Below are 23218 nucleotides of genomic sequence, written 5' to 3' on the forward strand. Positions count from 1 at the left end.
TATCAACTCCTTTTAAAATTTTATTAAATTCTTCTCTAATTCTTATCCTCTTTTATATCGCTGTCATGTAATAGCCCTTTTAGAGTTTGAAGTCCTTTCAAGATAAGCTGAAGATCTTCCCTGGTAGCTTTTTCCACTAGACTACCAAGATACTTATCTACGTGATGTTGAATATGTTCTTCAATAAAGTTGCTTTTCTTTGAGAGTGTAATATAGACGATTCGCTTATCCTCTGTACTTCGAATTCGTTCTACCAGTTCCTGCTTTTCTAATCGGTCAATAATCCCAGAAACAGTACTGTTTGATAGCTTCATTTTATAACTTAGTTCAGATAACGTCATTTTTTTATTCTCATATAGAATTTGTAATGCAGTAATCTGTGGGACTGTATATTCCGTATGCCGGAAGGTACATCGTAAACGATTATTTAACTCATAGTTGATATCTTTCAGAAGAGAGTTAATCATGAAACCTTCCTTATGATCCATAATAATCACCTCTAATAATAATATTTAGATAAATAATACTTCGTATCAGAATATTTCGTATACGAATTATTTTATATTATATGCCTTTCTAATAATAATAACTATTATCATTATTGCTAAAATTTCAGATATTTTTTGTTTATTTTTAATTAGTTTTTCCATACTCACTATAAGTGACTCCTTGTAGTTACTGAACCTTGACTTGTTTGGAAGCCTATTTTCACCTAAAGCTTGCCTTCACCGTAGAGCATGAGCTCGTTTGCACAATAAGAAAAGTCCGTAGTTAGATCTACTACGGACTTCTCCTTTTCCCGGAATTTTATATTTCATTCGTTACATCTATGAAATTATGCTTTTTGTGCTGAAAACATTAACTCTCTTGCAATTTCTGAGGTTTTTGGATATTGCCTTACACCATCGTCCATTACTAAGGTTAATCCTATTTTTTTCATAACATTACATGATGCGGTATTCCTAAAATCGCAATGTGCTATTAAATTAGTAAATTTCAGTTCATTTACTACAAAATCTCTTACTGCCATAGCTGCTTCCGTTGCATAACCTTTACCCCAATATTTCTTATTAAGTATCCAGCCTAGTTCACCTTCGGTTCGGTGATCATTAAAATAAACAGATACAGCACCAATTTGCGTTCCTTCAAGAGTTATAGCAAATTCATAAAAATTAGGTTCATCTTTCTGCCACTCATTGGTTACGTGTGTTAAAAATTGTGATGTTTCTTCTATCGTGTCATTAGGTAAATGTATCATAAATCTAGTATTTTCAATATCTGAGGCATAAACATGAACTGTGTTTAAATCCTTAATATTTAATGGTCGCAAAATTAACCTTTCTGTTTTTAACTCAATATACATGTTTATCTCCTTTGTTTATAAAATAATAACCTAACTACGTAATAGTACTCTATTGCAGAATTTATAAAGTGCTCTAAACATTTTTTGATAGTTTAGAGAGCTTTTGCCATAAACATCTCAAGTGGCTGTTCAAAACCTGGAATATCTAGCACTAGGCAACCACAATCTTTATAACCAAGCTTACGATAGAAATGTTGTGAACTTTCATCAACTTGGGTTGATGTCATAATCATTTTATAACTAATACTGTGGTACCCCTTTCAAAACAAAGAATATTACCATTGATATAATATCAACTACTAAAAGGATACCTACTATTATTCCAACCACTTTCAAAATCTTTTTAATCTTCTGCTTATTATCTTTTTTATAAATCTTCTCTGTGATCTCAGTTATCATAGAATATTTAACATCCTGTTCGTTTTTTGCTTCGGGCTTTATCCCCAGAATTAATTCATCTAATGATACCTGAAATAAATCTGATAGCATTACTAATCTTTCCATGTCTGGATTAGTATCACCAACTTCCCATTTAGACACGGTTTGACGTGATACATTAAGTTTATTTCCCAATTCTTCTTGGGATAATCCACTTTGCTTTCTAAGATTATATAATCGATTACTAAATTCCATCGTATTTTGCTCCCTTCATTATCTTGACGAAATATATAATATCAATAAAAAGTAATACTGGTATCAATATTATACTTGCTTCTATACCATAACTTCCTCCCGTAATCAGATCAAGACTTGAATTAACATTGATTTGTATAATTCCTTCTGAAAAATTAGCCCCACTAAGATTCAGTCCAAAAATAAATCCTAATGCAAAATTCCATCCAACATGAATACCACATGCTGATGATAATGAAGCATCTTTTATAACAGCAAAAGAAAATAAAAGAGAAACTAAAATTAAATTTATAATAGCAATCCACCTTAGAATAACCGGCATTTCACTAAAGTTCTTTACATGAGGTAGCATAAACATAACTGAACTAAAAAAGATTGCTACTTTGCAACTCACTTTTCTTTGTAACGTATTCTGCAAGAATCCTCTACACATTATCTCCTCTACTGAACCCTGAATAGAATAGGCAATAAAATAACTTATGATTATTATAATACTCTTACTGTTAAAACCAGTAAAGCCATAAAATCCACTCATACAAAGAAAGGTAATGATAATGGCAATTAATAGAACACCGAAAAAAGTATTTTTGATAAACTTTATCAAAAATCTAGAGTTTAATTTGATTTTTATTGATTGCAAAGTTTGCTTCTCTATTCTTATAACATATAATATTGTTATAATTCCAAACCCCAGGTATCCATATAAAGGTATTAAGCGAACTATTTCACCAGTAGGCATTCTTCCGTTAATAATGTCATAACCAAATACAAAGAACATGATTATAATAAGAGCTTCCATTATAATTGCAGATATTTCTTTGATAAAAATAAACGCCAGTAACTTTTGTACAACATATTCAGTAGAAGAGTTTTCGCTATTTTTAATCGGGTTTATATTTCGTATGAAATTTATTATTTTTCTCATATTATGAGACCTCCCTTGTTTAATAAAAAAAGATTATCAAACAAGGGAGCATTAGGCTATATATGTACATCACCAATCTGTCAATTAATATGAACATTTACGTTAACATTCATTGCATCCTTTTAATTACTGATTTATATATAGCGTTTATTATCGAGTCATGTAGCAAAATTTTTCCTACTTTCATAATACACCTTAATAAATTAAAATAAGGCAAATCATATCTGTTAAACATCATTCTTACTTTTATGTTGAATTTACAGCATACCGTTTGCTCAATGTGTTATTATTTGTTAGCCTCTATAAGTTAATTTAGTCCTTTTCCAGTCAATCCCCATGTACCCTCTTTCGAAATCTCTATGCGATTTTCCGGAAGAATATTTCCTTCTATATCTAATTTGCGAATTGGATTGATAGCTGAATCAAACCCTTTATTCCAATCATACCCCATCAAATCCAGAAATTTATCATCTTTTTCATATAAAGTTGGACATCCTTCTTCCGTCTCATACAACTGTTTCCATTTTTCCCAAAGCTCTTCATATTCTTCAATTGCTGAAGCAACTTCTTTCTTATGCCCCCCTTCTAAAGCTAGTGCATTCCCACGATACATCACCTCATATAAACTATATAAATAAAATCCATATTTACAGGTAGTTAAAATATATGCTTTCTTTTCAACTGATTCAGATAAACTTTCAGCCAAACAAACAATATTTTTCCACAAATCCACACTACGTTTTCTTTCATTCAGCATTAAATCAAGGCATTCTGTTTTCCTAGCACTTTCAATATTAGAGAGCATACGTGAATATTCAATGTTCTGATCTCTCGTCCAAAACACATCCCAGTCATATTTCACTGTATTCGTTCCACGTCCTAATAAAACAGCTTTTTCTGATAACAGGAGAATTTCATAGAAGATTTCGGCATCTTTATGTGACATATGTAATTCCATTTCAGCATATTGAAGTGCATAATATTTCTCAGAATGTGACGTATCCTTTGTCCACTTTAAAATAACATATGCATTGGCATCCGGCCACAATTCACACCCTGCTGCAACAACGACTTCACCATTCCTTCCATTCTTCCCATTAATATATGGCCCATCCCAACCACCGCCTCTAGACCATGTCCATACACCTGCAATTAAGGAGTCTGGAAGATTGATTACATCCTTCAAGCATTGGGCTTCATTCTCTTTCATCATCCACTTAAACTCTTCATATCCATTGATTACACCATCACCAATATAATTTGGATAAGCACCTTTTCCTTCATATTCACGTGCCGCTTGAATCTCTATCACTTGTTTGTGTTTTCCTATGTTTAGGCATTGATTAAATGGAAATGTCCTATGAAAATCCCCAGCAGTATGTTTGATACAAAAATAGAATTTAGGATTCACTTCAATAGAATTACTGATTTTCAAATAATAAGCTGGATCAAACTGAAATGCTCCAAATCCCCAGGATCGATAATATATATTCCGTTTATATTCGTTACAAACTTTTTCTTGTAGATATTGGATCAAGAAAATATGATATTCTTCTGCAGAATCTAGTATTGGATTATTTCCAAAATGATACGGCGTATTAAACTTTTCACCTACATATGTTTCTCCAAAACGAATATAAATGCCATCTATTTCTGGAAACACATGAAACATCTCATTGAATAATGAATCCAGTATTTCTTTCGTCTCAGCCTTTTTGATATCAATCTTTCCAGATTCATTCAAAATCTCCGAATAGATTTCTTTTATTCTTAATGGTAGAACAATGATATCCATCATAAACATCACATTCAACCCTATTTTTTTAGCTGCTTGGTATTTCTTCTTTAATTCTTGCTGTTTTTCTAAAGCCCATATACGTTCTTTACTACCTTCTAGGTACACCTTTTCTCTTTCTGGATTTTTACTGTCAAGATAATCCCATGTAATCCCGAACTGTGCACACTGAAAGATATCAAACACCTGTCCATCATATCCTCTCTTTTTCAAAAATTCTGGACTGTTATATTGAGTTTCATATGGCGCTAATCCCGGATTATTATGGACCATATCATACACTAGTATATCTTCGCGAGTTGTTCTTTCCACCTTATACCACCTTCATTTTCAATAAATATAGCAGGCAGCGTAACACCGCCTGCTATAAAAACTTTTCCTTTTTATTTCATTATTTTATTTTCGATTCTAGCTGTTCCTGCCATGCAGTCTTCAATGTATTATTAATTCCAACATCTGTTACTGGCATTAAACAGACGCGATCTGTTGTCTTAATTTTCTTAATTCCATTTACTTCTTCGAGGAATTGCTCTGGATAATATTTCTGTACTGCATTCCAAACTAGCTTAACATCTTCATCTTTGATTAAATCTGGTGTTGCACTCTTATAAGATGGAGCTGCTAATACAGTCAATACTTCTGCATTCATTTCTGGCTGAGTAACCCACTTCATAAATTCCATCGATATGTTGTAATCTTCATCACTCAGATTTGAAGGAATCAGATAGCAATGATTTGTAAGGATTGCAGGCAGTGGTTTATTATTTTCATCTACTATATAAGCAAACTTTGCATTTTCCAAACCCAATGCGTCCACCTTTAAATTATCTGTTAATGTAGATTCCTCCATTTTCAAAGCATATAAACGATAAAACCAAGATAGTGTATGCGGTGTCATATCTACATTACCTGCTGTTAAATCTTTAAAAGTATCACTTGTACCTTCATAAAGATTAACCCTTCCATTTGCATACAAAGTTTTCATCTTAACAATTGAATTTTGTGGAACCTCATCTGTATTATATTTATCAAATTCTTTCATCATTCCATATGCAAAAATTGCTTCAGGTCCTGATTTAGGAAATCTTCCACATCCTAACTTCATATCCGGATTATCATTAAACAATTTTATAATTTCATCATAAGTAATTGCACCATCTACGCCTACTGCTACGTCAATAATTTTACCTTTCTCAGTATCTGGCATATATGTAATAGCCGACTGAGATGGTTCAATGGAAATCGGCACTGCTGATGAGTCATATGAATCCCATACCTGCTTACCTAAATCTGTTAAATCTGTTATATTCAATGCATTTGCTTCTCCTGATAAATCAGCCCAAATACCTGATCCCAATCCAGTCACAATATCAGAATCTCCTGACATTACAATATTGACATTTCCATTTCCCTTTTGGAGTCCTTGCGCTTCAATTTTTGCTACTACATCTGGTCCTGAAATAGTTTCATATTGGATATCATATTTATCTCCAAACTCTTCCTTAAACTTTTTCAAAACTACCTGCTCATGATAACCTGGTGCTCCGGCTGCATTGTAAATCGTAAAAGTTTTCTTTTCTCCAGAATCTACTTCTTTACTGTCAGCTGCTTTACTATCAGCATCTTTACTATCAGCTTCTTTACTGCCTACTGCATTACTATTAACATCCTTCTGTTTCTGCCCAGTACTTCCACATCCAACCAACATGGTAGCAATCAATACTATTGCTACTGTAGTTTTTGCAAATTTGTTTTTCATTTCATATCCTCCTTAATTTTTTAGTTATATCCCCTCATTTTCTTCTGAGAGGAACTTATACCTTTCGGGTATAGAGTCTTATTTATTTTCCACCAAAACGCTTCTTCAACATCTTTTCCAAAACAAGTGTCAGGAAAGTAAAAATAAGCATTGGCAACATATAATAAAGTGTAAGTGAATTCAAAAGAGCTTGAGGCTCTGTTTTTGCATTTGATAGAACATTAAAAACTTTAATTGTCAGAGTAAATGTCTTAGGTCCTCCAACTAACAAGACTAAAGTGTAGTTTGTAAACAACCTTACAAACACATTGATTAACGTTGAAACAACCCCTGGTATCAGCTGTGGAATAATGATCTTGGTGAAAACCTTAAATTTATTTGCTCCTAAAGTCTCCGCTGCTATTTCTACACGTTCATCCAACGCTTCTATAAAAGGTATTAAAATAGATAATCCAAATGGAATTCCAATCACAATCAGTATTGCAACTACTACACCGTAACTTTCTGCAATTCCGATACTATAGAATATCGTTGCTAGCGGAATACCTATCAGTAACTCTGGCAAAAGAATTGGAAGCTGAAAAAATTGATGAAGTAAACTTTTTATCTTCATCTCTTTTCGAGCCATAACATAGGCTGTCGGAATGACACATATCAGTGACAATGATGTGGCTACTACTACAATTTCCACGGAAACCAAATAATATTTTGCAATTCCATAATTTGTCCATGCTTGTTTCAAATAAAAGGTACTAAACGACTTAGGTAGAAAAGTTTTACTCCAATCATTCGAAAAGCAACCTATTACTACAGTGGCAAAAATTCCAACAACAAATAAAATAAACGTAAACATAATTATATAAAATGGAATTCTTGTCAGATTTTTTCTTGACTTTGCTTTCATGGTCTTCCTCCCTACTTAAATGATCCACCGTATCCGATATAGAATTTCTTACGAATAGCACTGATGACACCAATAATCAATAATTGACTTGCAGTTAATACAAGCGAAATCGTAGCAGCCATATTATAATTCAAATTCTGCTGGAATTCTTCAAATGCTGCAACTGCCAGTAATCTTGTGGATCCAATTGGATTTCCGACTAATACTGCCGATGGATAAGTAGCCATATTTAAAACCATATTCAATGAAAGAATACTTAGTAGTGACGGAATTGCCAAAGGTAAAAACACTTTTATAAATGCTTTTACTGGATTTGCTCCAAGGGTCTGAGCTGCAATTTCCAAATTTGGATCTATGCCCTCACAAATCGGTAAAAATCCTGAGAAAAGGAACGGTGTTCCACTAATTATCAAGGAGATAAAAGTACCCCAATATGAATACAAAATCTTAATTGGCTTATCTATAATTCCCAAAGTCATCAAAACTGAGTTGAACCATCCTCCTGCTCCAAAGAAATTTGTCATTCCTGCTGCTATAATCAGTGCCCCTAGCGTCAAAGGAAAAATAATCAATGTATTGTAAACCAATTTCCCTTTTATCTTTCCTCGTAGAAAATACGCCATAGAAAATGCCAAAAGGAACTGAATAATAGCTGCCGGTATTACCAATTTAAAGGTATTCCAGATGGTTATTATATATTTTTTAGTAGAAAAAAACTTCTTAAAATTGGTGATTCCATAATCGGTAACTTCTTTATAAACATCTGTCTGTGATTTAATTTCAAAAGGTTTTAATACCACCCCAGTACTTCTATCTTCATCCATTTGATCATAACGATTTATTTTCGCATTATAGAAATACTCATACTGTCCATCCGTATAAATAGCCTTCCCACTTTCATTTACAACCGGGTTAGAAAAAGCTAGCACCAAGGAATAGACTAACGGTGCAATAAATAAAACTGCAATTGGTATGATGGACGGAAGCAGCATAAAAAAATCACCTTTTCGAATTTTTTTATTCATGCTGCATTCCTCCTTCATTCATTTTTATCAGAGTCATACGATCTTTTCTAAATACTACTTTCATATGTGTCCCTTGAGGATAATTACTATATCCAGGTTCACTTGCTTTTACTTCAAAGCCTTCTTTGGTTGTAAGTTCATACCGAGTTGCTGTTCCTGTATAATCATTCATTTGAACAACCACATCAAAAACATTCTGCCCGCCCGTTCCTGTACCATCTAGCAATTGGACACTCTCTGGCTTAATTGTCGCTGTTACCTTATCGCCCATATTAATTTCTTCTTTATACTTTTGTTCTGTAATATCAGCTTCAATTACATATCCATATTTCTCATCTTTCATAGTAATCAGATTATCTTCTACCTTAATTACCGTCCCTGTAAGGAAATTAGAATATCCAACAAATTTAGCTACAAAATTATTAGCTGGCGTATGAAAAATCTGAAGAGGAGTTCCATATTGTTGGACAATACCATCTTTCATTACCGCAATCTTGGTAGACATGGACAAAGCCTCTATCTGATCATGTGTTACATATATCGTCGTAATCCCTAATGCTTTATGTAATCTTTTTAATTCAAATCTCATCTCTTCACGAAGCTGTGCATCTAAATTGGACAATGGCTCATCTAATAATAAAACTCTTGGCTTAACCACGATTGCTCTGGCAAATGCAACTCGTTGCTGCTGCCCTCCTGAAAGTTCCCTCGGATATCTTTTTTCTAACCCTTCCAATTTAACAAGACTTAATGCTTCTGTGACCATTTTTTTAATCTCTTCTTTTGATAACTTTCTCATCTTTAATCCAAAAGCAACATTATCATAAACAGTCATATGAGGAAATAATGCATAATTCTGAAAAACCATCCCAACATCTCTTTTATAAATAGGAATATCTTGTACAGGTTTATCATCAAAGAAGATATTACCCTCTGTTATATCCTGTATTCCTAAAATCATCGAAAGCAATGTTGTTTTTCCACAACCACTAGGTCCCAGAAGTGATACGAAATCTCCACTTTTAATATCTAGATTCACATTATCATTAGCAACAAACTTTCCGAATCTCTTTATCACGTTCTCAATCCTTACTGCTGTTGACACCTTAATTCCTCCCTGTATCTTTTTATCTTGGCTTTATTATAATAGATTGATTGTGCATTTTCTTTGCTTATTACACACAAATTATTGCATTTTCTACTTTCTTGTGATTTTGCACTTTAATATTTAATTTTCTAACCATTTTTAGTATATTTTTATCTTAAATGTATATTTATTTTCTTTCACTCTATGTAAATCATAAAATTTACCCCCCTTTTTAAATTATTTTTTTCACTATTTATCATTTTTGTATTGATTTTATCTATTTTATGACTTATGTTATTTATATCATTAATGGAGGATTTATTATGAATAAAAGATATCAAGCACTAAATACTTTAAATTTAGATACATTTTTCTTTCATCAAGAGTTTGAAAATGATTACCGTATCAAACATGTAATTACAAAAACTAATTGGGGACATCGATTACATACACATAATTTTTTTGAAATCTTTTTCTGTCTGTCCAGTAATATGCGTTTTCTAATTAACGAAACCGTATATTCACTTCGTGAAAATGATTTAATATTACTAAACAGAGCGGATGTTCATGGAATTATAAACGATACAAATCTGTTATTTGAACGCTATGTAATTGAATTTGATCCCAACTATACTGCAGATTTTTGTCAATATTACAACGTACTTGAAGTATTTGAGACGGAATCTCATCCACATATCCTTCACCTTAATACCAACCAAACACAGATATTCCTTTCTCTTTTTAATAAGCTCTATTCCTATGAAAATCCGCAGGATACCTATGCTTTGCCTCTTTATAGAAAAATTGCATTTGCTGAATTAATGCTCCAAATAAATAACTTTGCCAGTAACTCAAATATCCCCGCCATTGAAGATGAAGATCCCAAAACAAATAGAATGCAAAACATTTTGTCTTATATTAATAATCATCTTTCAGATAACCTTTCAATTACCTCTTTAGCTGAAAGATTCTATATCAGTCCTTCTTATTTAAGTTCCATTTTTAAAACATTTACCGGATATTCCGTGAATAACTATATTATCAACCAACGAATTATACTAGCTACGAAACTTTTGAAACAAAATCTTTCCGTACAAGAGGTTGCTGATAAATCCGGTTTCTATAACTATGCCCATTTTATCCGAACATTCAAAAAATACACCGGATACGCGCCAAAGCAATATATGAAAACCTTATCCTCTAAATGCACACATGATTTATAGCTAATAAAAAAGTCGCAAACCCTTTATTTTGATTTGCGACTTTTTTAATTTAGAATGAGAAGTAATTCGAATGAACACGTTTGACCTCCTAATGACATAGGTACCAATGACCATAATAAATATCCAAAATCATTTTCAGGTATATAAATACCTAGTTCATGATAATTAATAAATTTGCTTTCCAGTAATGGTACATATTCATCACAAATGATTTTCGATATCTCTTTTTGTAAATTAATTATTTCATCAAAGGCTATGAGTGGTACATTATCTATCTTTATATTTGTTAAATATTTATTTCCACTAAGTTTATCAAGAAAGCCATATTCTTCAAGAATGTCTACTTCATCCTCAATAAATACAGGAGAAACACCTAATTCTGTTGCAATCTCAGATACCGTCTTTGCATCAAAATATGCTGAGTATGCAATATTCTGACGTAATTTTGTGTTTAAGAAATCAGAAGTGTCACCCTTATCACCAGCCCATCCATTATGCCCCATATTACAAAAACTCACAGGTTTTATTCCTAATTCTCCACTATTTCTCATTATTTCCATTCCTTCTTTCATGATTTTCTTAGCATCATGTAGATGCCATTTGACAGTCCCTACAGGAAGGTTTAAAGCATGGCTTATGTAAGAAATCTTATTGTTTTCGTAATAATGCATATAGATAATTTCTCTTTGGATTTTACTTAGCCATGAAATTTCACGTTTAATTAGTTTATAATCTTCACTTTGCATTATCTCTTTTGTAAAATCCACATCCGATGTAATCTCCATATCATCAATTGCAAAATTACTATTACGCTTAATTTCTTTTACATATCTTGCATATACGCCGCTTGCAATACGATATAAGTAACCATCCCAGTTACTTATATCATCTACCTTAAGAAGAGTTACATATGCTTCAAGTACTATTCTTGCTGCCAGTTCCTCCGCCTCATCGATGGTATATGCCTTAGAAAGTGCAAAACCATAAAACATTGTTTGATATTTTTCTATCATTTTGTCTGCATAAATCTTATCCATTAGGTTACCTCTTTTGAAAGCTTTCATTTATTGACTGTCATATATATAGTGTGTCGATTTATAAAAAAGGTTGGAAAAATTATAAAATTTTTCTTCTTAGCAAGATTATTTGTGTATTTTATTTGCATTATATCTTATTAGATCTAGAAATTCTTAACCTCCTCATAAATCTCAATCTCTTACTATAATGAATTAGTCGTTTTATTTCTTGGGTCAATGCGTTTACATTATATTATTCTTTATCAATCAATGATTCTTTTATCAAATTCAATTTTATAGCAGGTCCGACGTTTTCTTTTAACCATTCAATTAGTTGGTTATTGTTCATGTTTAACACCTTCTAAATTTTATAAAGTTTTACGATTCTCAATATTAATCTTATTATACATTTCTAAATATAGGAAATCAATCAGCGAATCCAGTGTATCTTCTACTCATTACAATAAGTGTACCCTTTCTCAAACAAACATAATAACGGCTACTCGTAACGTCTTTTCAAATTGGAACAAGGGTCGGTGAACTAGTAGTCCTTAAGAAGGAAGATATGTTGGATAACAAAGTCTATATTCATAAGATGGAGATTGCCGAGCGAATACCTGTTTACACAGGCCAGAATGACGAGCAGAACCGTACCTACATGAATTAAGCATTATATGCTGATGAGTATGTAAAAGGATGTTACACACATCCTGTACTCATGACTTTTAGACACAAAAAAACAGGAAAGCTTGATTTTACTAGCTTTCCTGCCATTTTCATTAAGCACGAGACGGGATTCGAACCCGCGACCCTCGCCTTGGCAAGGCGATACTCCACCACTGAGCCACTCGTGCATTTTATATATCTTATCTTCTCGTTTTACAATCTCGTGAAGACAAGATATATAATAACCCATATTGTTCTTTTTGTCAACACAATTCGGAAAATTTTTATTTTATTTTTTTAAGCTTTTTTCGCACAATTTGTAACTTTTTAAAATACCTTTTCCTTAAGCATAACAGTCGTAATGTATTCCGTATTCTTTAAGTCTTTATTTGAGAAAACTTCAGACTTCGTTGATATTACATCCAACCATAATTCATCCGTTGCCTGAGATATATTTGCTAAGACTATTCCCATATCAATTAGCTTCATATCGCTTATTACGAATTTCAAAAATCTAGCTTTTTTACAAAATACATGAATACGGTTATGATATACTACAAAGCGCCAAGGTTGGTTATTCATTGAGGACGGTGAAAGAATGGCAGCTTGCATAATGACCTTCATATTCTCGCTGACCTCTTCCTTATATACAATTAAGCTGTCTTCCGACAGACGTTTTGCCTTCTCTGGTGAACGGTAAATCGATTTTTCACTCCTGCCAAATGCAATTGCTATAACATAATCATATTTTAGCTTAGACTTTAGCTCTGAATTTGGTTTAATTCCTCCCTGATAACAGGTTGCAATCCCTCTTGCTGTCAGATAAAGTATCATCTGCTGCATGAGAAAACCCGCATTGATTAGATAATCCTGCTTTAATTCTGAGGAGATCAGCAGGTAATAAGGGGCTTTTACCTGAAATAAACCCTTAAATTTTTCATCTTCTTTCGTATTGTCAACAATTATCATCTCATATTCAATGCTACTCTTATATGGCTTTAACTGCTCTATATAGGAAGTTATATTCTCAAGCAGTTTCTCCTCTAACGCCTCCATATTATAATTTCTCATTGATTTTCTGACAAACATTGCTTCATACAGATTCATGGTACTACCTCTGCCTTTCCGATATGCTATTGTGATTCCGTCGTTCGCTGTGCGATTAGGGACTTTCGATAATTCTGCGGTGAAATACCGAAATACTTTTTAAATAACTTACTAAAATGATATACATCATCATAACCTATTTCATTTGCAATGTTTTTAATACTTCCGCCTTCTCGTTCTGACAAGATTTCTTTTGCTTTTTCTAATCTTATCTTGATTAAATAGTTGATTGGTGATTCTCCAGTCTCTTCTTTAAATATCTTTGAGATATAAACAGGACTTAAGTACATGTTATGCGCAATCTGATCAAGGGATATTTTATGTGCGTAATTCTCCATCAGGTAATTAATAATTCGCTTGACAGCATAGCTTTTGCTATAAGTCTCAAAATTACAGCCCTTCTGGATCACCTTTGGTGCTTCAATCACTTCTCGCATCAGTAGCATTAGCATCTGAATAAGTTGTGCTTTTAACATAAAGTACTTTCCAACCTGACCAGCTTCGTTCTCCGCCAGCATATCATAACAAAGTCTGGATATCTCTCGCTTTGCCTCTGAACTTAAATGAACGATATGGCCCTGGTTGCTTAATTGAATTGTATTTTCCGGCATATTTTTAAATTGATAATCCGTAAAGCCGGTACAAAATTCCACCAACGGTTCTTCACCATCTAGCAGCATGTTTTGATGAAATACACCGGGATTGCAAACAATCATGTCACCAGCTTTCACATCATAATATATGTCATCGATACGATATTTACTCGTACCGGACAAAATATATGTTAATTCTGTAAAATCTTGATGCGCATGATATGCTATTCGCTTGGTCACACGCATCTTGCTAGCAAAAAACACCGTTGGATTAAAATCACTGTAAGTTAAATCATAATCACCATTGCCCACATTAACACCCCTTACCAATTACTTTTCATCCTTTGAAATTCTTTCTAATTGTCCGTAATTTTTTTTCTCTTTGGTGTGAGTTTCCTTTTGGTCGGGTAACTCAACTTTTCTTACTTTATCTTTTCTTACTTTATCTTTTCTTACTACATTTTTTCTTGCTTCATCTATTCTTACTTCTTTGGTACTTACTTCATCATCTTTTGATCCATCTTTTATAAACTTATTTAAACTTTCTTTTTCTGCTTTATTACTATTGCTACCAGCTGACAGTATCCCCTCTGCTTTACGATATCCTCTGGCAGTCCCTGTCTCCACTTCCTGTTCTAACGTTTCAATTTGGGGAATCTGAGAATTATTCGCTGAGTATATATATTTCTCCTCTGGTATTTGTCTTTGGTTCAATCTTATCTTCACATTTTCACGCAATAAAGTATATAAAACTGATGTTAGTGGAATAAAGATTAACATACCTATAACACCCATTAGACTACCACCAATTGTTACTGCAAACAATACCCAGATCGATGGAAGCCCAACCGATCCTCCTACGACGTGAGGATAGATAAAGTTACCCTCAATCTGCTGTAATACATTAAAGATTACAATAAACCATAATGCCTGAACTGGATCAACCATAAAGATTAAAAATGTTCCAATAAAAGATCCAATAAACGCACCAACAATAGGAATCAATGCAGTAAATGCAATTAATACACCAATCAAAAGAGCATATGGAAAACGTAAAATGCTCAAAGTTATATAAAACATGGAACCTAATATAACAGCTTCAATGCACTGACCGGATAAAAAATTCGAAAAGGTGCGATGTATTAATTGTAATACCATAATAATTCTATCTGCCCTTTTCTGTGGAATGAAACTGTAGCAAAGTTTCTTTCCTTGTTCTGAAAGTTTTTCTTTGTTAGCCAGAATGTACATTGCAAATACAAAGCCAATTAGGAAAGTAGTTAAACCACTTATGATATTCGAAATAATACTAAAAGCAGAACCCAAAACTCCATAAAAAAGACCTTTCACTACACTGACTAAACCAGTACTTACATTAGCCCAATCTTTCGGGATATCCTTAATAACACTTCCAACGTCCGGATACTGAATTAATAATTCTGCTGCTTTAACTTCCACCCATTTCTGTGCTTCTAGAACAAATGCATTGATCGTTCCAGCTAGATCACTAACCGTTTTTATTAACTCTGGAATAATTAAAAATGTCACTGTAAATATAATGCTAGCCACTAGTATAATGCTTAGTAAGATACTTACCGGACGTCTTATTTTATTAACAAAACGATTTTGTGTCTTCCCTCTTCGAAATAATTTATCTTCAAATAAACACAACGGTACATTTAAGATAAATGCGATACATCCGCCTAAGATGAAAGGGGTTAAAATACCGATAATATATTTAAATGTCATCAATATCACATCAAAATGCTGTATTCCAACATATAAAAAAACGGTAAAGGTAATTATAAATATTATTTTCTTCACATTATTACTATTAAACTCCATGTACCCTCCCGTTAGATTTTTAGTATTTTTTTCACTAAATTGACTGCTTCTTGTGCATCTTTGGAATAACCATCTGCACCAATTTCATCACAATAATCCTGAGTAATTACAGCTCCACCTATGATTACCTTGACCCTTAAAGATGCTTCGTTTCTTAACCTTACAACCCTTTTCATTTCAAGCATTGTAGTAGTCATAAGTGCAGAAAGAGCTATAATATCTGCATCCATTTGCTTCGCAGTTTCTATAATTTTTTCTGATGGAACATCCTTTCCCAAATCAATAACAGTAAATCCATAATTCTTAAGCATTAACGCTACAAGATTTTTTCCAATGTCATGAATGTCGCCCGCAACCGTTGCTATTATGATAGTACCCACTTTTTCCTCTGTAGAATCCTTTTTTAGCATAGGTTCCAAATAATCGATTGCAGTCTTCATGGTTTCCGCTGAAGCAATCAATTGTGGTAAATAGTACTTTCCACTATCAAAAAACTGTCCCACTTGATTAATGGCAGGAATTAGTATTGTATCTAGTATTTCGGCAGCTGAGGTTTTATTGTTAACCTCCTCTATAACAAGTGATAAAATTTTTCTCTTATTTCCTTTTATTACTGCCTCATAAATTGGTGAGCTTAAGCTTACTGTGGAATTTTCATTCAACTTCTCACTCGTAGTTTCACTCACACTTTTTATTTTATCCGCCTTATCTTCGCCTTTCTCAACTGCTTTTTTTGGTGTTCCTTCTGCAATTGCCATAGGATGTGCTGTCACTCGATTTATATAGCGTAAATCAGCTCCTTCTTTGTTTCTTAGTAAATCTGCTGCATACGCAGTGTTCATAAGTAGGTCTTGGCTTGGATTTGCAATTGCCATTGTTAAGCCTGCCTGTATTGCAAAAGACAAGAACGTTGCATTTACAAATTGACGTTCTGGTAGACCAAACGAAATATTAGAAAGTCCAACAATCGTAGCAAGAGAGAGTTCTTCCTTACAATACCTAATTGTCTCTATTGTTTGAATCGCTGCTTCTTTATTCGCACCAATTGTATTGACTAATCCATCCACCACAATATCCTCATCTGTCAGTCCAATTCCTATTGCAGCAGTGACGATCGTATGAATGATTTGTTTCTTTTCTGTTAGGTCTTTCGGTAATCCTGCATCGGATAATGGTAATAGAATAAACATCGCACCATATTTTTTTGCGATAGGAAGTAATTTTTCAAACTTCTCTTTTTCTAAAGAGATAGAATTGATAAGCGCACGCCCCGGATATCTTCTAAGAGCTGCCTCAATGACAGAAACATGGCTGGAATCAATACTTAGTGGTAGGTTTGTTACTTGGAGAACTTCCTCCATTACCTTAAGCATCATCACTTTTTCGTCAATACCATTCATACCCATATTAATATCTAAAATATCTGCACCAAGTTCTTCTTGCTCCATTGCCATTTCACTAACTAAGTCTAAAACTCCTTCTCGAAGTTGTGCTTGAAGCGCTTTCTTCCCTGTAGGATTTATTCGTTCTCCTACAACGAAAAATCGATCCTCCAAAGATAGTTCCATTGACCTTCGCTCCGTCGTTAATACTCGAAGAGGTTTTTTATGAATCACAGGTGCTTGATATGTCTTTGCTAATTCATTTAACAAATTGATATGCTTTGGTGTCGTACCACAACAACCTCCAAGAATAGATACCCCAAGTTCTAAAAAAATCTTACAACTTGTTGCAAATTCCTCGGCATCCATGGTAAATACTGTTTTATCTTGCACAAGTTTTGGAAGTCCGGCGTTTGGCTTTGCGATAAGAGGAACATTGGCAACTGGAAGCATCTGTTTTATCACTTCACTCATTTTCTCTGGTCCACTTGAACAATTAACTCCAACTGCATCTGCTCCTAAGCTTTGAAGAACTATCAAAGCTGTCTTAGGGTCTGTTCCAAAAAGAGTACGATTATCCTCACCAAAGGTCAACGTTACCATGATTGGCAACTCGCAAGTTTCCTTTGCTGCAATCACAGCAGCGCGGCACTCTTGCAAACTTAGCATCGTTTCTACCACGAGTAAATCAACTCCTGCTGCAACAAGATGCCCTATCTGCTCCTTATAGATCGTGATTAGTTCGTCAAAATCCATCTTTCCAAATGGTAATAACTGCTCTCCAGTCATTGTTAAGTCACCTGCTATCATAACAGGACGGGTCTCTCCTGTCTCCTCGCGATAACGATGAATTGCCTCTTTTGATAATTCCACCAAAGAATGATTGATTTCTTTTATTCTATATTTTAAACCATATTCAGCAAGTTTGATTCGGTTACTCGTAAATGTAGGTGCATACAGAATATCCGTACCAGCAATTAGATACTCTTTCTGTAAGGTTATTAAGACCTCTTTATTATCTAAAATCCATGTTTCAGGACATATACCGGAAGGCATGCCATAGTTTTGCAAATTACTTCCCGTTGCCCCATCAAGGATTACGATTTTCTGTTCCATCATCGCTTTAAATTCATTTTTAGTCATGTGTCTCAACCTTTCTATACACAGTGTAACCGATCAATTCCTTATCCTATTACTCCACCTTTTTATTGTTACATTATTGTATCGGTATGTACTATTCATTACCCTTCTCTAGTTATCATGCCATAGGTAGAATAATTTGAAACATCTCCCTCAGATAAAAACTCAAGCATACCATAGTACCAACCAATAATGCCATTTTTCTTAACCAGATAACCACGGCTAGTTTCCTCTGTAACAGAAACTATATCTCCATAGGTAAGAGGAATCTGATAATTCGATATGTCTTCCGTGTGCCATCCATCCCGTTCCTCACATAGATAAGAATTTGGTATCCACATTTTATTACCAGAGGATATGTGTTCACAATACGTAAAGTCCTTCTCAGTACGTAACAGCTCCACAAGGCTATCCGTCCAAGGAATACAAAAGGATTTTTCGCCCGCTTCTTGTGTATTTAATACTTTTGCTTTTCTTAGCTGATCTACGTATGTAAAATTTACCTCTTCCTTCGTTAAATCTGGTATAATCAATGCATTTAATTGTCCATCTCGCTTTAAAACATTTCCACCGTCAATACTAATAATCTTATTTTCTTTATCAATTCTTGGATTACAATTTGGAATCTCTTTGCAATAAAGAGATGTCGGCCAATGACCAACCACATGATATTTTTCAAAACAATAGCCTTGATTCATAAAATCGTCAGCTTTCATTGCTTGAGAAGGTTTCATCTCTTCCATTCTATTTGGATATACCGCTGCATGTGCAAATACATACTGGCCTATTTCTATTATGTGAGGTAATTCAAAGATAAAGTTTATTTCCTCTTGATATACCTCTCGTAGTACTTTTTTTGCCTTTGCCATGTCGGTGCCACGGTTTAACTCAATTCCTGACTCTCGGCACATTTCACCGATTAAGGTTTGCTTTCGTAATAAAATATATTTTAATAATTCTTCATTTTTGGTATCCTTAAGTACTTCCATGGCAATTGCATCGCAGTTACCACAGACAGCATACACGGTATGTGTTTTCTTAAGTTCCATCACATAATGAAGCAAAGCTAAACTACTTTCACCTTTTTCTACCATATCACCAAGTAAAATAAGGATATCCTGTTCAGAAAAGTTTATCTTTTTTAATAACATTAAAAAAGCTTTTAAATCCGCATGGATATCGCTGATAACAATTACACGTTGGCCCAACTTTTCATTAGGCCGTTCAACTTTTACCGCCATCTTGCAACACCTCGCTATCTGTGTGTTTTTTCTATTTTAATTTTATCCATCAAACTTATTCTGTTAAACAGCAGCATCTGATATTTTCCTTAATCTTAATCATAGCAATATTTGTGCAAAATGAAAAGAAGAATTCAATAAAACTTTAAAAACTTTTTAGAAAAAAGTATAGACTATTTAGACGTTTTATGAGAGAATATGGAGAAAGCAAAAACGGCCCTTGATAGATTGATATCTTTTGTTAAATTAATAACAGGTATTACCATATATCAATGCCACATAATAGGAACTTAATCTTATGGCTTTCCTTGAAAGACACAGTGGATTTTGTTCTATTTTTAATTATTTTCTCTTAGCCTTATGATTGAAAGATAAAATAGAATAAAATCAGCAATATGTTGTCTACAAAAAAGTGAACCAATCACTTTTTTGTCATGAATATAATGATATGATTGAAAGGAGTCTCAACATGATTTATTCACATGAAGTAGAAAAAATGTGTCCTGTAGCACAGGGTGTTCACCATGGTGCTGCACCAATCCCTGAAGAAGCAAAATGGGTACAGAGCAAACAAGTTAGCGATATCTCCGGTTTAACACACGGTGTAGGCTGGTGTGCACCACAGCAAGGTGCTTGTAAATTAACCCTTAACGTAAAAGAAGGTATTATTCAGGAAGCATTGGTAGAGACCATTGGATGTTCCGGTATGACTCATTCCGCTGCTATGGCAACTGAGATTCTTCCAGGACTTACTGTATTAGAAGCTTTAAACACAGACTTAGTTTGTGATGCTATCAATACTGCTATGAGAGAATTATTCCTTCAGATTGCTTACGGTAGAACTCAGAGTGCTTTCTCTGAAGACGGCCTTCCAATCGGTGCTGGTCTTGAAGATTTAGGAAAAGGTTTAAGAAGCCAGGTTGGTACTATGTATGGTACTTTAAAGAAAGGTCCTCGTTACCTTGAGATGGCAGAAGGTTATGTAACTGGTATTGCTTTAGATGAAGAGAACCAGATTATTGGTTACCAGTTCGTAAGTCTTGGCAAGATGACAGACTTCATTAAGAAGGGTGATGATCCTAACACAGCATATGAAAAATCAAAAGGTCAGTACGGCCGTGTTGCAGATGCAGTAAAGATTATCGACCCAAGAGAAGAATAGAAAAGGAGGATACATAGCGATGGCTTTATTTGAATCATATGAAAGAAGAATAGATAAAATTAACGCAGTGCTTAACAGCTATGGAATTGCTTCCATCGAAGAAGCGGAAAAGATTACAAAAGATGCCGGCCTTGATGTTTACAATCAAGTAAAAGGTATCCAAACAATTTGTTTTGAAAATGCTTGCTGGGCTTACATCGTAGGTGCTGCAATCGCAATTAAGAAAGATTGTAGAAAAGCTGCTGACGCTGCTGCTGCAATCGGTGAAGGTCTTCAGGCTTTCTGTATCCCAGGTTCTGTTGCTGATCAGCGTAAGGTTGGTTTTGGACATGGTAACCTTGGTAAGATGTTACTTGAAGAATCTACAGAATGTTTCGCTTTCTTAGCAGGACACGAGTCTTTCGCAGCTGCGGAAGGTGCTATTGGTATTGCTATGAGCGCTAACAAAGTACGTAAGAATCCTCTTCGTGTAATCTTAAATGGTCTTGGAAAAGACGCTGCTCAGATTATTTCCCGTATCAACGGATTTACATTCGTTGATACTCAGATGGATTACTACACTGGAGAAGTAAAGGAAGTATTCCGTAAATCCTACTCCAAGGGACCTCGTGCATCTGTTAACTGCTACGGTGCTAACGACGTTACCGAAGGTGTTGCAATCATGCATAGAGAAGGCGTTGATGTTTCCATCACTGGTAACTCAACAAACCCTACTCGTTTCCAACATCCAGTTGCTGGTACTTACAAGAAAGAATGTCTTGAGCAAGGCAAGAAGTACTTCTCTGTAGCTTCTGGTGGTGGTACTGGTAGAACACTTCACCCAGATAACATGGCTGCTGGTCCAGCTTCTTATGGTATGACAGATACTATGGGTAGAATGCATAGTGATGCACAGTTCGCTGGTTCTTCTTCCGTACCTGCTCACGTAGAGATGATGGGTCTTATCGGTATGGGTAACAACCCAATGGTTGGTGCTACTGTGGCTGTAGCTGTTGCAATCCAGGAAAGCGCTGACGCTAAGAAATTCTAGTATTTCAGAATTTTCTATAGTTTTATATTAACAACAATTTAGGTTAAAAATATGATATTGTCCAAAATTGCCCACCAAAAAGTATTGGTGGGCAATTTTATTTCGTTATTATTCAAAATAAAGACATTAAATTATATATTGATAGTTGGGACAACTACTTATATAATAAAATAAGTACTATAAAGTCAGGAGGTCCGATATGCATAAAGTTAGAATCACAGTTTTGGAGAGTAAATGCCGAGGCGGATATCACAAAATTGGTGAGAGTTACGATATCGAAGATTTGTGTCCGCCAATATGCCATGAGCTCTGGAACAGCGCCTACCCCATGATATACGCTCTTCAAAATGGAGCTGTATTGGATTATGGAAGTGGTAAGGATACGAAGTTTGATATAAAATGCCCTGATGGAGGGCGTGTTATATTACACGGTGAACTTATATAATATGATGACAAGAGTATAGCATGAAAAGAGCTAGGGTTGCATTTATTTCAACAATAATAATAATTCTCTTTGGACAGTACATTACATATCACATACTTATAACTTAAAGAAACTCTTCCCTGTCTACTAACTCACACACGCTTGTTACGATAGCATCTGCTCCTGCTGCAATAAGCTCCTCCTGATCGCCGTAACCATTTAATACACCGATTGAGTCAATTCCTACTTCCTTTGCTCCTAAAATATCATACTTGCGGTCACCAATCATGACTGCTTTCGATAAATCAGTTACCTTTCCTTCCTCTAATACATATTGTATAACTTCAGATTTTTCTGAACGATTACCATTTAGTTCACTGCCACCTACAAAATCAAAATATGTTAATAATTCAAAATGCTCTAGTATCTGCTTTGCAAATACTTCTGGTTTAGAAGTTGCAAGCATTATCTTTTTATTTCTACTTTTCAGTGTAGCTAATAACTGCGCTACCCCATCATAGACTTCATTCTCATAAATACCATGATCCTTAAAATACTCTCTATATTTCTCTATGGCTTCTAATGCTTTTTCCTTACTTAATCCGCAATCCATAAAGCTATCCATTATAGGTGGTCCAATATATTTGCATAAGGAATCCAAATTTTCAATAGGGATGTCAAAATACTTCAAAGCATATGCAAATGATTTTGTAATACCAAGCTTTGGATCTGTTAATGTTCCATCTAAATCAAATAATATATAGTCGTAATTCATTTGTTCTTCCTACACTTTCTTGTTCTCTATTTTTTGGAACTATTATACCAATTCGCTAATTTTTCTTCAATAGTTGTCATATATTCTTAGACATGCACATATAGTTAATATAGATGGCACTTT

At 34.1% G+C, this 23218-nt stretch carries 21 protein-coding genes and 1 tRNA gene; 4 read left to right on the forward strand and 18 right to left on the reverse strand.

What is annotated here, in order from left to right; all coding sequences use genetic code 11:
* Window positions 1–35 precede the first annotated feature (35 nt).
* The 10 genes from RTP52_RS12690 to RTP52_RS12735 all read right to left on the reverse strand — a co-directional run bounded on the left by RTP52_RS12690 (window position 36) and on the right by RTP52_RS12735 (window position 9509).
* Entirely contained in the window at window positions 36–488 is a 453-nt protein-coding gene (locus tag RTP52_RS12690) for a MarR family winged helix-turn-helix transcriptional regulator (RefSeq protein ID WP_312107148.1), read from the reverse strand.
* A gap of 347 nt (window positions 489–835) precedes the next feature.
* The gene (locus RTP52_RS12695) at window positions 836–1363 is read right to left on the reverse strand and encodes a GNAT family N-acetyltransferase (RefSeq protein WP_312371776.1); all 528 of its coding nucleotides are present in this window, start codon (window positions 1361–1363) and stop codon (window positions 836–838) included.
* A gap of 92 nt (window positions 1364–1455) precedes the next feature.
* Complete coding sequence (locus RTP52_RS12700; protein WP_312107147.1) at window positions 1456–1596, reverse strand: hypothetical protein; 141 nt, start codon at window positions 1594–1596, stop codon at window positions 1456–1458.
* A gap of 7 nt (window positions 1597–1603) precedes the next feature.
* Window positions 1604–1996 carry a helix-turn-helix domain-containing protein gene (locus RTP52_RS12705; RefSeq protein ID WP_312107146.1) on the reverse strand — a complete coding sequence of 131 codons (393 nt, stop codon included), beginning with the start codon at window positions 1994–1996 and terminating at the stop codon, window positions 1604–1606.
* Window positions 1986–2921, reverse strand: coding sequence for a CPBP family intramembrane glutamic endopeptidase (locus tag RTP52_RS12710; protein ID WP_312371777.1), 936 nt, complete (start codon window positions 2919–2921; stop codon window positions 1986–1988). The genes RTP52_RS12705 and RTP52_RS12710 overlap by 11 nt, the downstream gene beginning before the upstream one ends.
* Before the next feature lie 307 nt (window positions 2922–3228).
* Window positions 3229–5028, reverse strand: a complete 1800-nt coding sequence (locus tag RTP52_RS12715) for a hypothetical protein (RefSeq protein ID WP_312371778.1) — start codon at window positions 5026–5028, stop codon at window positions 3229–3231.
* A gap of 79 nt (window positions 5029–5107) precedes the next feature.
* Window positions 5108–6475, reverse strand: a complete 1368-nt coding sequence (locus tag RTP52_RS12720; protein ID WP_312371779.1) for an extracellular solute-binding protein — start codon at window positions 6473–6475, stop codon at window positions 5108–5110.
* Window positions 6476–6557: 82 nt separating this feature from the next.
* Window positions 6558–7379, reverse strand: a complete 822-nt coding sequence (locus RTP52_RS12725) for an ABC transporter permease (RefSeq protein ID WP_312371780.1) — start codon at window positions 7377–7379, stop codon at window positions 6558–6560.
* Between the two features lie 11 nt (window positions 7380–7390).
* Complete coding sequence (locus tag RTP52_RS12730; protein ID WP_312106668.1) at window positions 7391–8404, reverse strand: ABC transporter permease; 1014 nt, start codon at window positions 8402–8404, stop codon at window positions 7391–7393.
* Window positions 8397–9509 carry an ABC transporter ATP-binding protein gene (locus RTP52_RS12735; protein WP_312106670.1) on the reverse strand — a complete coding sequence of 371 codons (1113 nt, stop codon included), beginning with the start codon at window positions 9507–9509 and terminating at the stop codon, window positions 8397–8399. Before RTP52_RS12735 ends, RTP52_RS12730 begins: the two co-directional genes overlap by 8 nt.
* Before the next feature lie 305 nt (window positions 9510–9814).
* Between RTP52_RS12735 and RTP52_RS12740 the strand changes: the two genes are divergently transcribed.
* Window positions 9815–10714, forward strand: coding sequence for an AraC family transcriptional regulator (locus RTP52_RS12740; protein WP_312371781.1), 900 nt, complete (start codon window positions 9815–9817; stop codon window positions 10712–10714).
* Between the two features lie 44 nt (window positions 10715–10758).
* On the opposite strand, the gene RTP52_RS12745 is transcribed toward RTP52_RS12740, so the two are convergent.
* The 7 genes from RTP52_RS12745 to RTP52_RS12775 form a co-directional block, all read right to left on the reverse strand.
* Window positions 10759–11751: an RNA polymerase sigma factor gene (locus RTP52_RS12745; protein WP_312371782.1), complete on the reverse strand. Its 993-nt coding sequence runs from the start codon at window positions 11749–11751 to the stop codon at window positions 10759–10761.
* Window positions 11752–12512: 761 nt separating this feature from the next.
* A tRNA-Gly gene (locus RTP52_RS12750) sits at window positions 12513–12584 on the reverse strand.
* Window positions 12585–12723: 139 nt separating this feature from the next.
* Window positions 12724–13503 (reverse strand): nitroreductase family protein, encoded by a 780-nt coding sequence (locus RTP52_RS12755; RefSeq protein WP_312102683.1) that lies wholly within the window; start codon window positions 13501–13503, stop codon window positions 12724–12726.
* 26 nt (window positions 13504–13529) lie between these two features.
* Window positions 13530–14426: an AraC family transcriptional regulator gene (locus RTP52_RS12760; RefSeq protein WP_312371783.1), complete on the reverse strand. Its 897-nt coding sequence runs from the start codon at window positions 14424–14426 to the stop codon at window positions 13530–13532.
* On the reverse strand, window positions 14427–15941 hold the full coding sequence (locus tag RTP52_RS12765; protein WP_312371784.1) for an AI-2E family transporter: 1515 nt from the start codon (window positions 15939–15941) through the stop codon (window positions 14427–14429). It lies immediately after the preceding gene.
* Between the two features lie 11 nt (window positions 15942–15952).
* On the reverse strand, window positions 15953–18466 hold the full coding sequence (locus RTP52_RS12770; protein ID WP_312371785.1) for a homocysteine S-methyltransferase family protein: 2514 nt from the start codon (window positions 18464–18466) through the stop codon (window positions 15953–15955).
* A 98-nt stretch (window positions 18467–18564) separates the two neighbouring features.
* Entirely contained in the window at window positions 18565–19704 is a 1140-nt protein-coding gene (locus RTP52_RS12775) for a metallophosphoesterase (protein WP_312371786.1), read from the reverse strand.
* Between the two features lie 469 nt (window positions 19705–20173).
* Here RTP52_RS12775 and RTP52_RS12780 point away from each other — a divergent pair, with 469 nt between their 5' ends.
* From RTP52_RS12780 to RTP52_RS12790, 3 genes are all read left to right on the forward strand, one after another.
* A complete protein-coding gene (locus tag RTP52_RS12780; RefSeq protein WP_312102699.1) occupies window positions 20174–20866 on the forward strand; it encodes an iron-sulfur cluster assembly scaffold protein in 693 nt (230 codons plus the stop codon).
* Between the two features lie 19 nt (window positions 20867–20885).
* Window positions 20886–21896, forward strand: a complete 1011-nt coding sequence (locus RTP52_RS12785; RefSeq protein ID WP_312371787.1) for a GGGtGRT protein — start codon at window positions 20886–20888, stop codon at window positions 21894–21896.
* 199 nt (window positions 21897–22095) lie between these two features.
* A complete protein-coding gene (locus tag RTP52_RS12790) occupies window positions 22096–22341 on the forward strand; it encodes a TIGR04076 family protein (protein WP_312371788.1) in 246 nt (81 codons plus the stop codon).
* A gap of 103 nt (window positions 22342–22444) precedes the next feature.
* Here the strand turns inward: RTP52_RS12790 and RTP52_RS12795 are convergent, their stop codons facing one another.
* On the reverse strand, window positions 22445–23095 hold the full coding sequence (locus tag RTP52_RS12795; RefSeq protein WP_312371789.1) for an HAD-IA family hydrolase: 651 nt from the start codon (window positions 23093–23095) through the stop codon (window positions 22445–22447).
* Window positions 23096–23218: the final 123 nt, after the last annotated feature.

This window comes from Lachnoclostridium sp. (genome assembly GCF_031997925.1).
In the GTDB taxonomy this organism is placed as follows: Bacteria; Bacillota; Clostridia; order Lachnospirales; family Lachnospiraceae; genus Lachnoclostridium.

Bases quoted from the DNA above. Each gene is read 5' to 3' on its own strand.
- RTP52_RS12740 (WP_312371781.1), top strand. From the start codon at position 9,815: ATGAATAAAAGATATCAAGCACTAAATACTTTAAATTTAGATACATTT.
- RTP52_RS12695 (WP_312371776.1), bottom strand. From the start codon at position 1,363: ATGTATATTGAGTTAAAAACAGAAAGGTTAATTTTGCGACCATTAAAT.
- RTP52_RS12730 (WP_312106668.1), bottom strand. From the start codon at position 8,404: ATGAATAAAAAAATTCGAAAAGGTGATTTTTTTATGCTGCTTCCGTCC.
- RTP52_RS12790 (WP_312371788.1), top strand. From the start codon at position 22,096: ATGCATAAAGTTAGAATCACAGTTTTGGAGAGTAAATGCCGAGGCGGA.
- RTP52_RS12795 (WP_312371789.1), bottom strand. From the start codon at position 23,095: ATGAATTACGACTATATATTATTTGATTTAGATGGAACATTAACAGAT.
- RTP52_RS12755 (WP_312102683.1), bottom strand. From the start codon at position 13,503: ATGAATCTGTATGAAGCAATGTTTGTCAGAAAATCAATGAGAAATTAT.
- RTP52_RS12780 (WP_312102699.1), top strand. From the start codon at position 20,174: ATGATTTATTCACATGAAGTAGAAAAAATGTGTCCTGTAGCACAGGGT.
- RTP52_RS12775 (WP_312371786.1), bottom strand. From the start codon at position 19,704: ATGGCGGTAAAAGTTGAACGGCCTAATGAAAAGTTGGGCCAACGTGTA.
- RTP52_RS12720 (WP_312371779.1), bottom strand. From the start codon at position 6,475: ATGAAAAACAAATTTGCAAAAACTACAGTAGCAATAGTATTGATTGCT.
- RTP52_RS12700 (WP_312107147.1), bottom strand. From the start codon at position 1,596: ATGATTATGACATCAACCCAAGTTGATGAAAGTTCACAACATTTCTAT.
- RTP52_RS12745 (WP_312371782.1), bottom strand. From the start codon at position 11,751: ATGGATAAGATTTATGCAGACAAAATGATAGAAAAATATCAAACAATG.
- RTP52_RS12785 (WP_312371787.1), top strand. From the start codon at position 20,886: ATGGCTTTATTTGAATCATATGAAAGAAGAATAGATAAAATTAACGCA.
- RTP52_RS12725 (WP_312371780.1), bottom strand. From the start codon at position 7,379: ATGAAAGCAAAGTCAAGAAAAAATCTGACAAGAATTCCATTTTATATA.
- RTP52_RS12705 (WP_312107146.1), bottom strand. From the start codon at position 1,996: ATGGAATTTAGTAATCGATTATATAATCTTAGAAAGCAAAGTGGATTA.
- RTP52_RS12770 (WP_312371785.1), bottom strand. From the start codon at position 18,466: ATGACTAAAAATGAATTTAAAGCGATGATGGAACAGAAAATCGTAATC.
- RTP52_RS12765 (WP_312371784.1), bottom strand. From the start codon at position 15,941: ATGGAGTTTAATAGTAATAATGTGAAGAAAATAATATTTATAATTACC.
- RTP52_RS12710 (WP_312371777.1), bottom strand. From the start codon at position 2,921: ATGAGAAAAATAATAAATTTCATACGAAATATAAACCCGATTAAAAAT.
- RTP52_RS12690 (WP_312107148.1), bottom strand. From the start codon at position 488: ATGGATCATAAGGAAGGTTTCATGATTAACTCTCTTCTGAAAGATATC.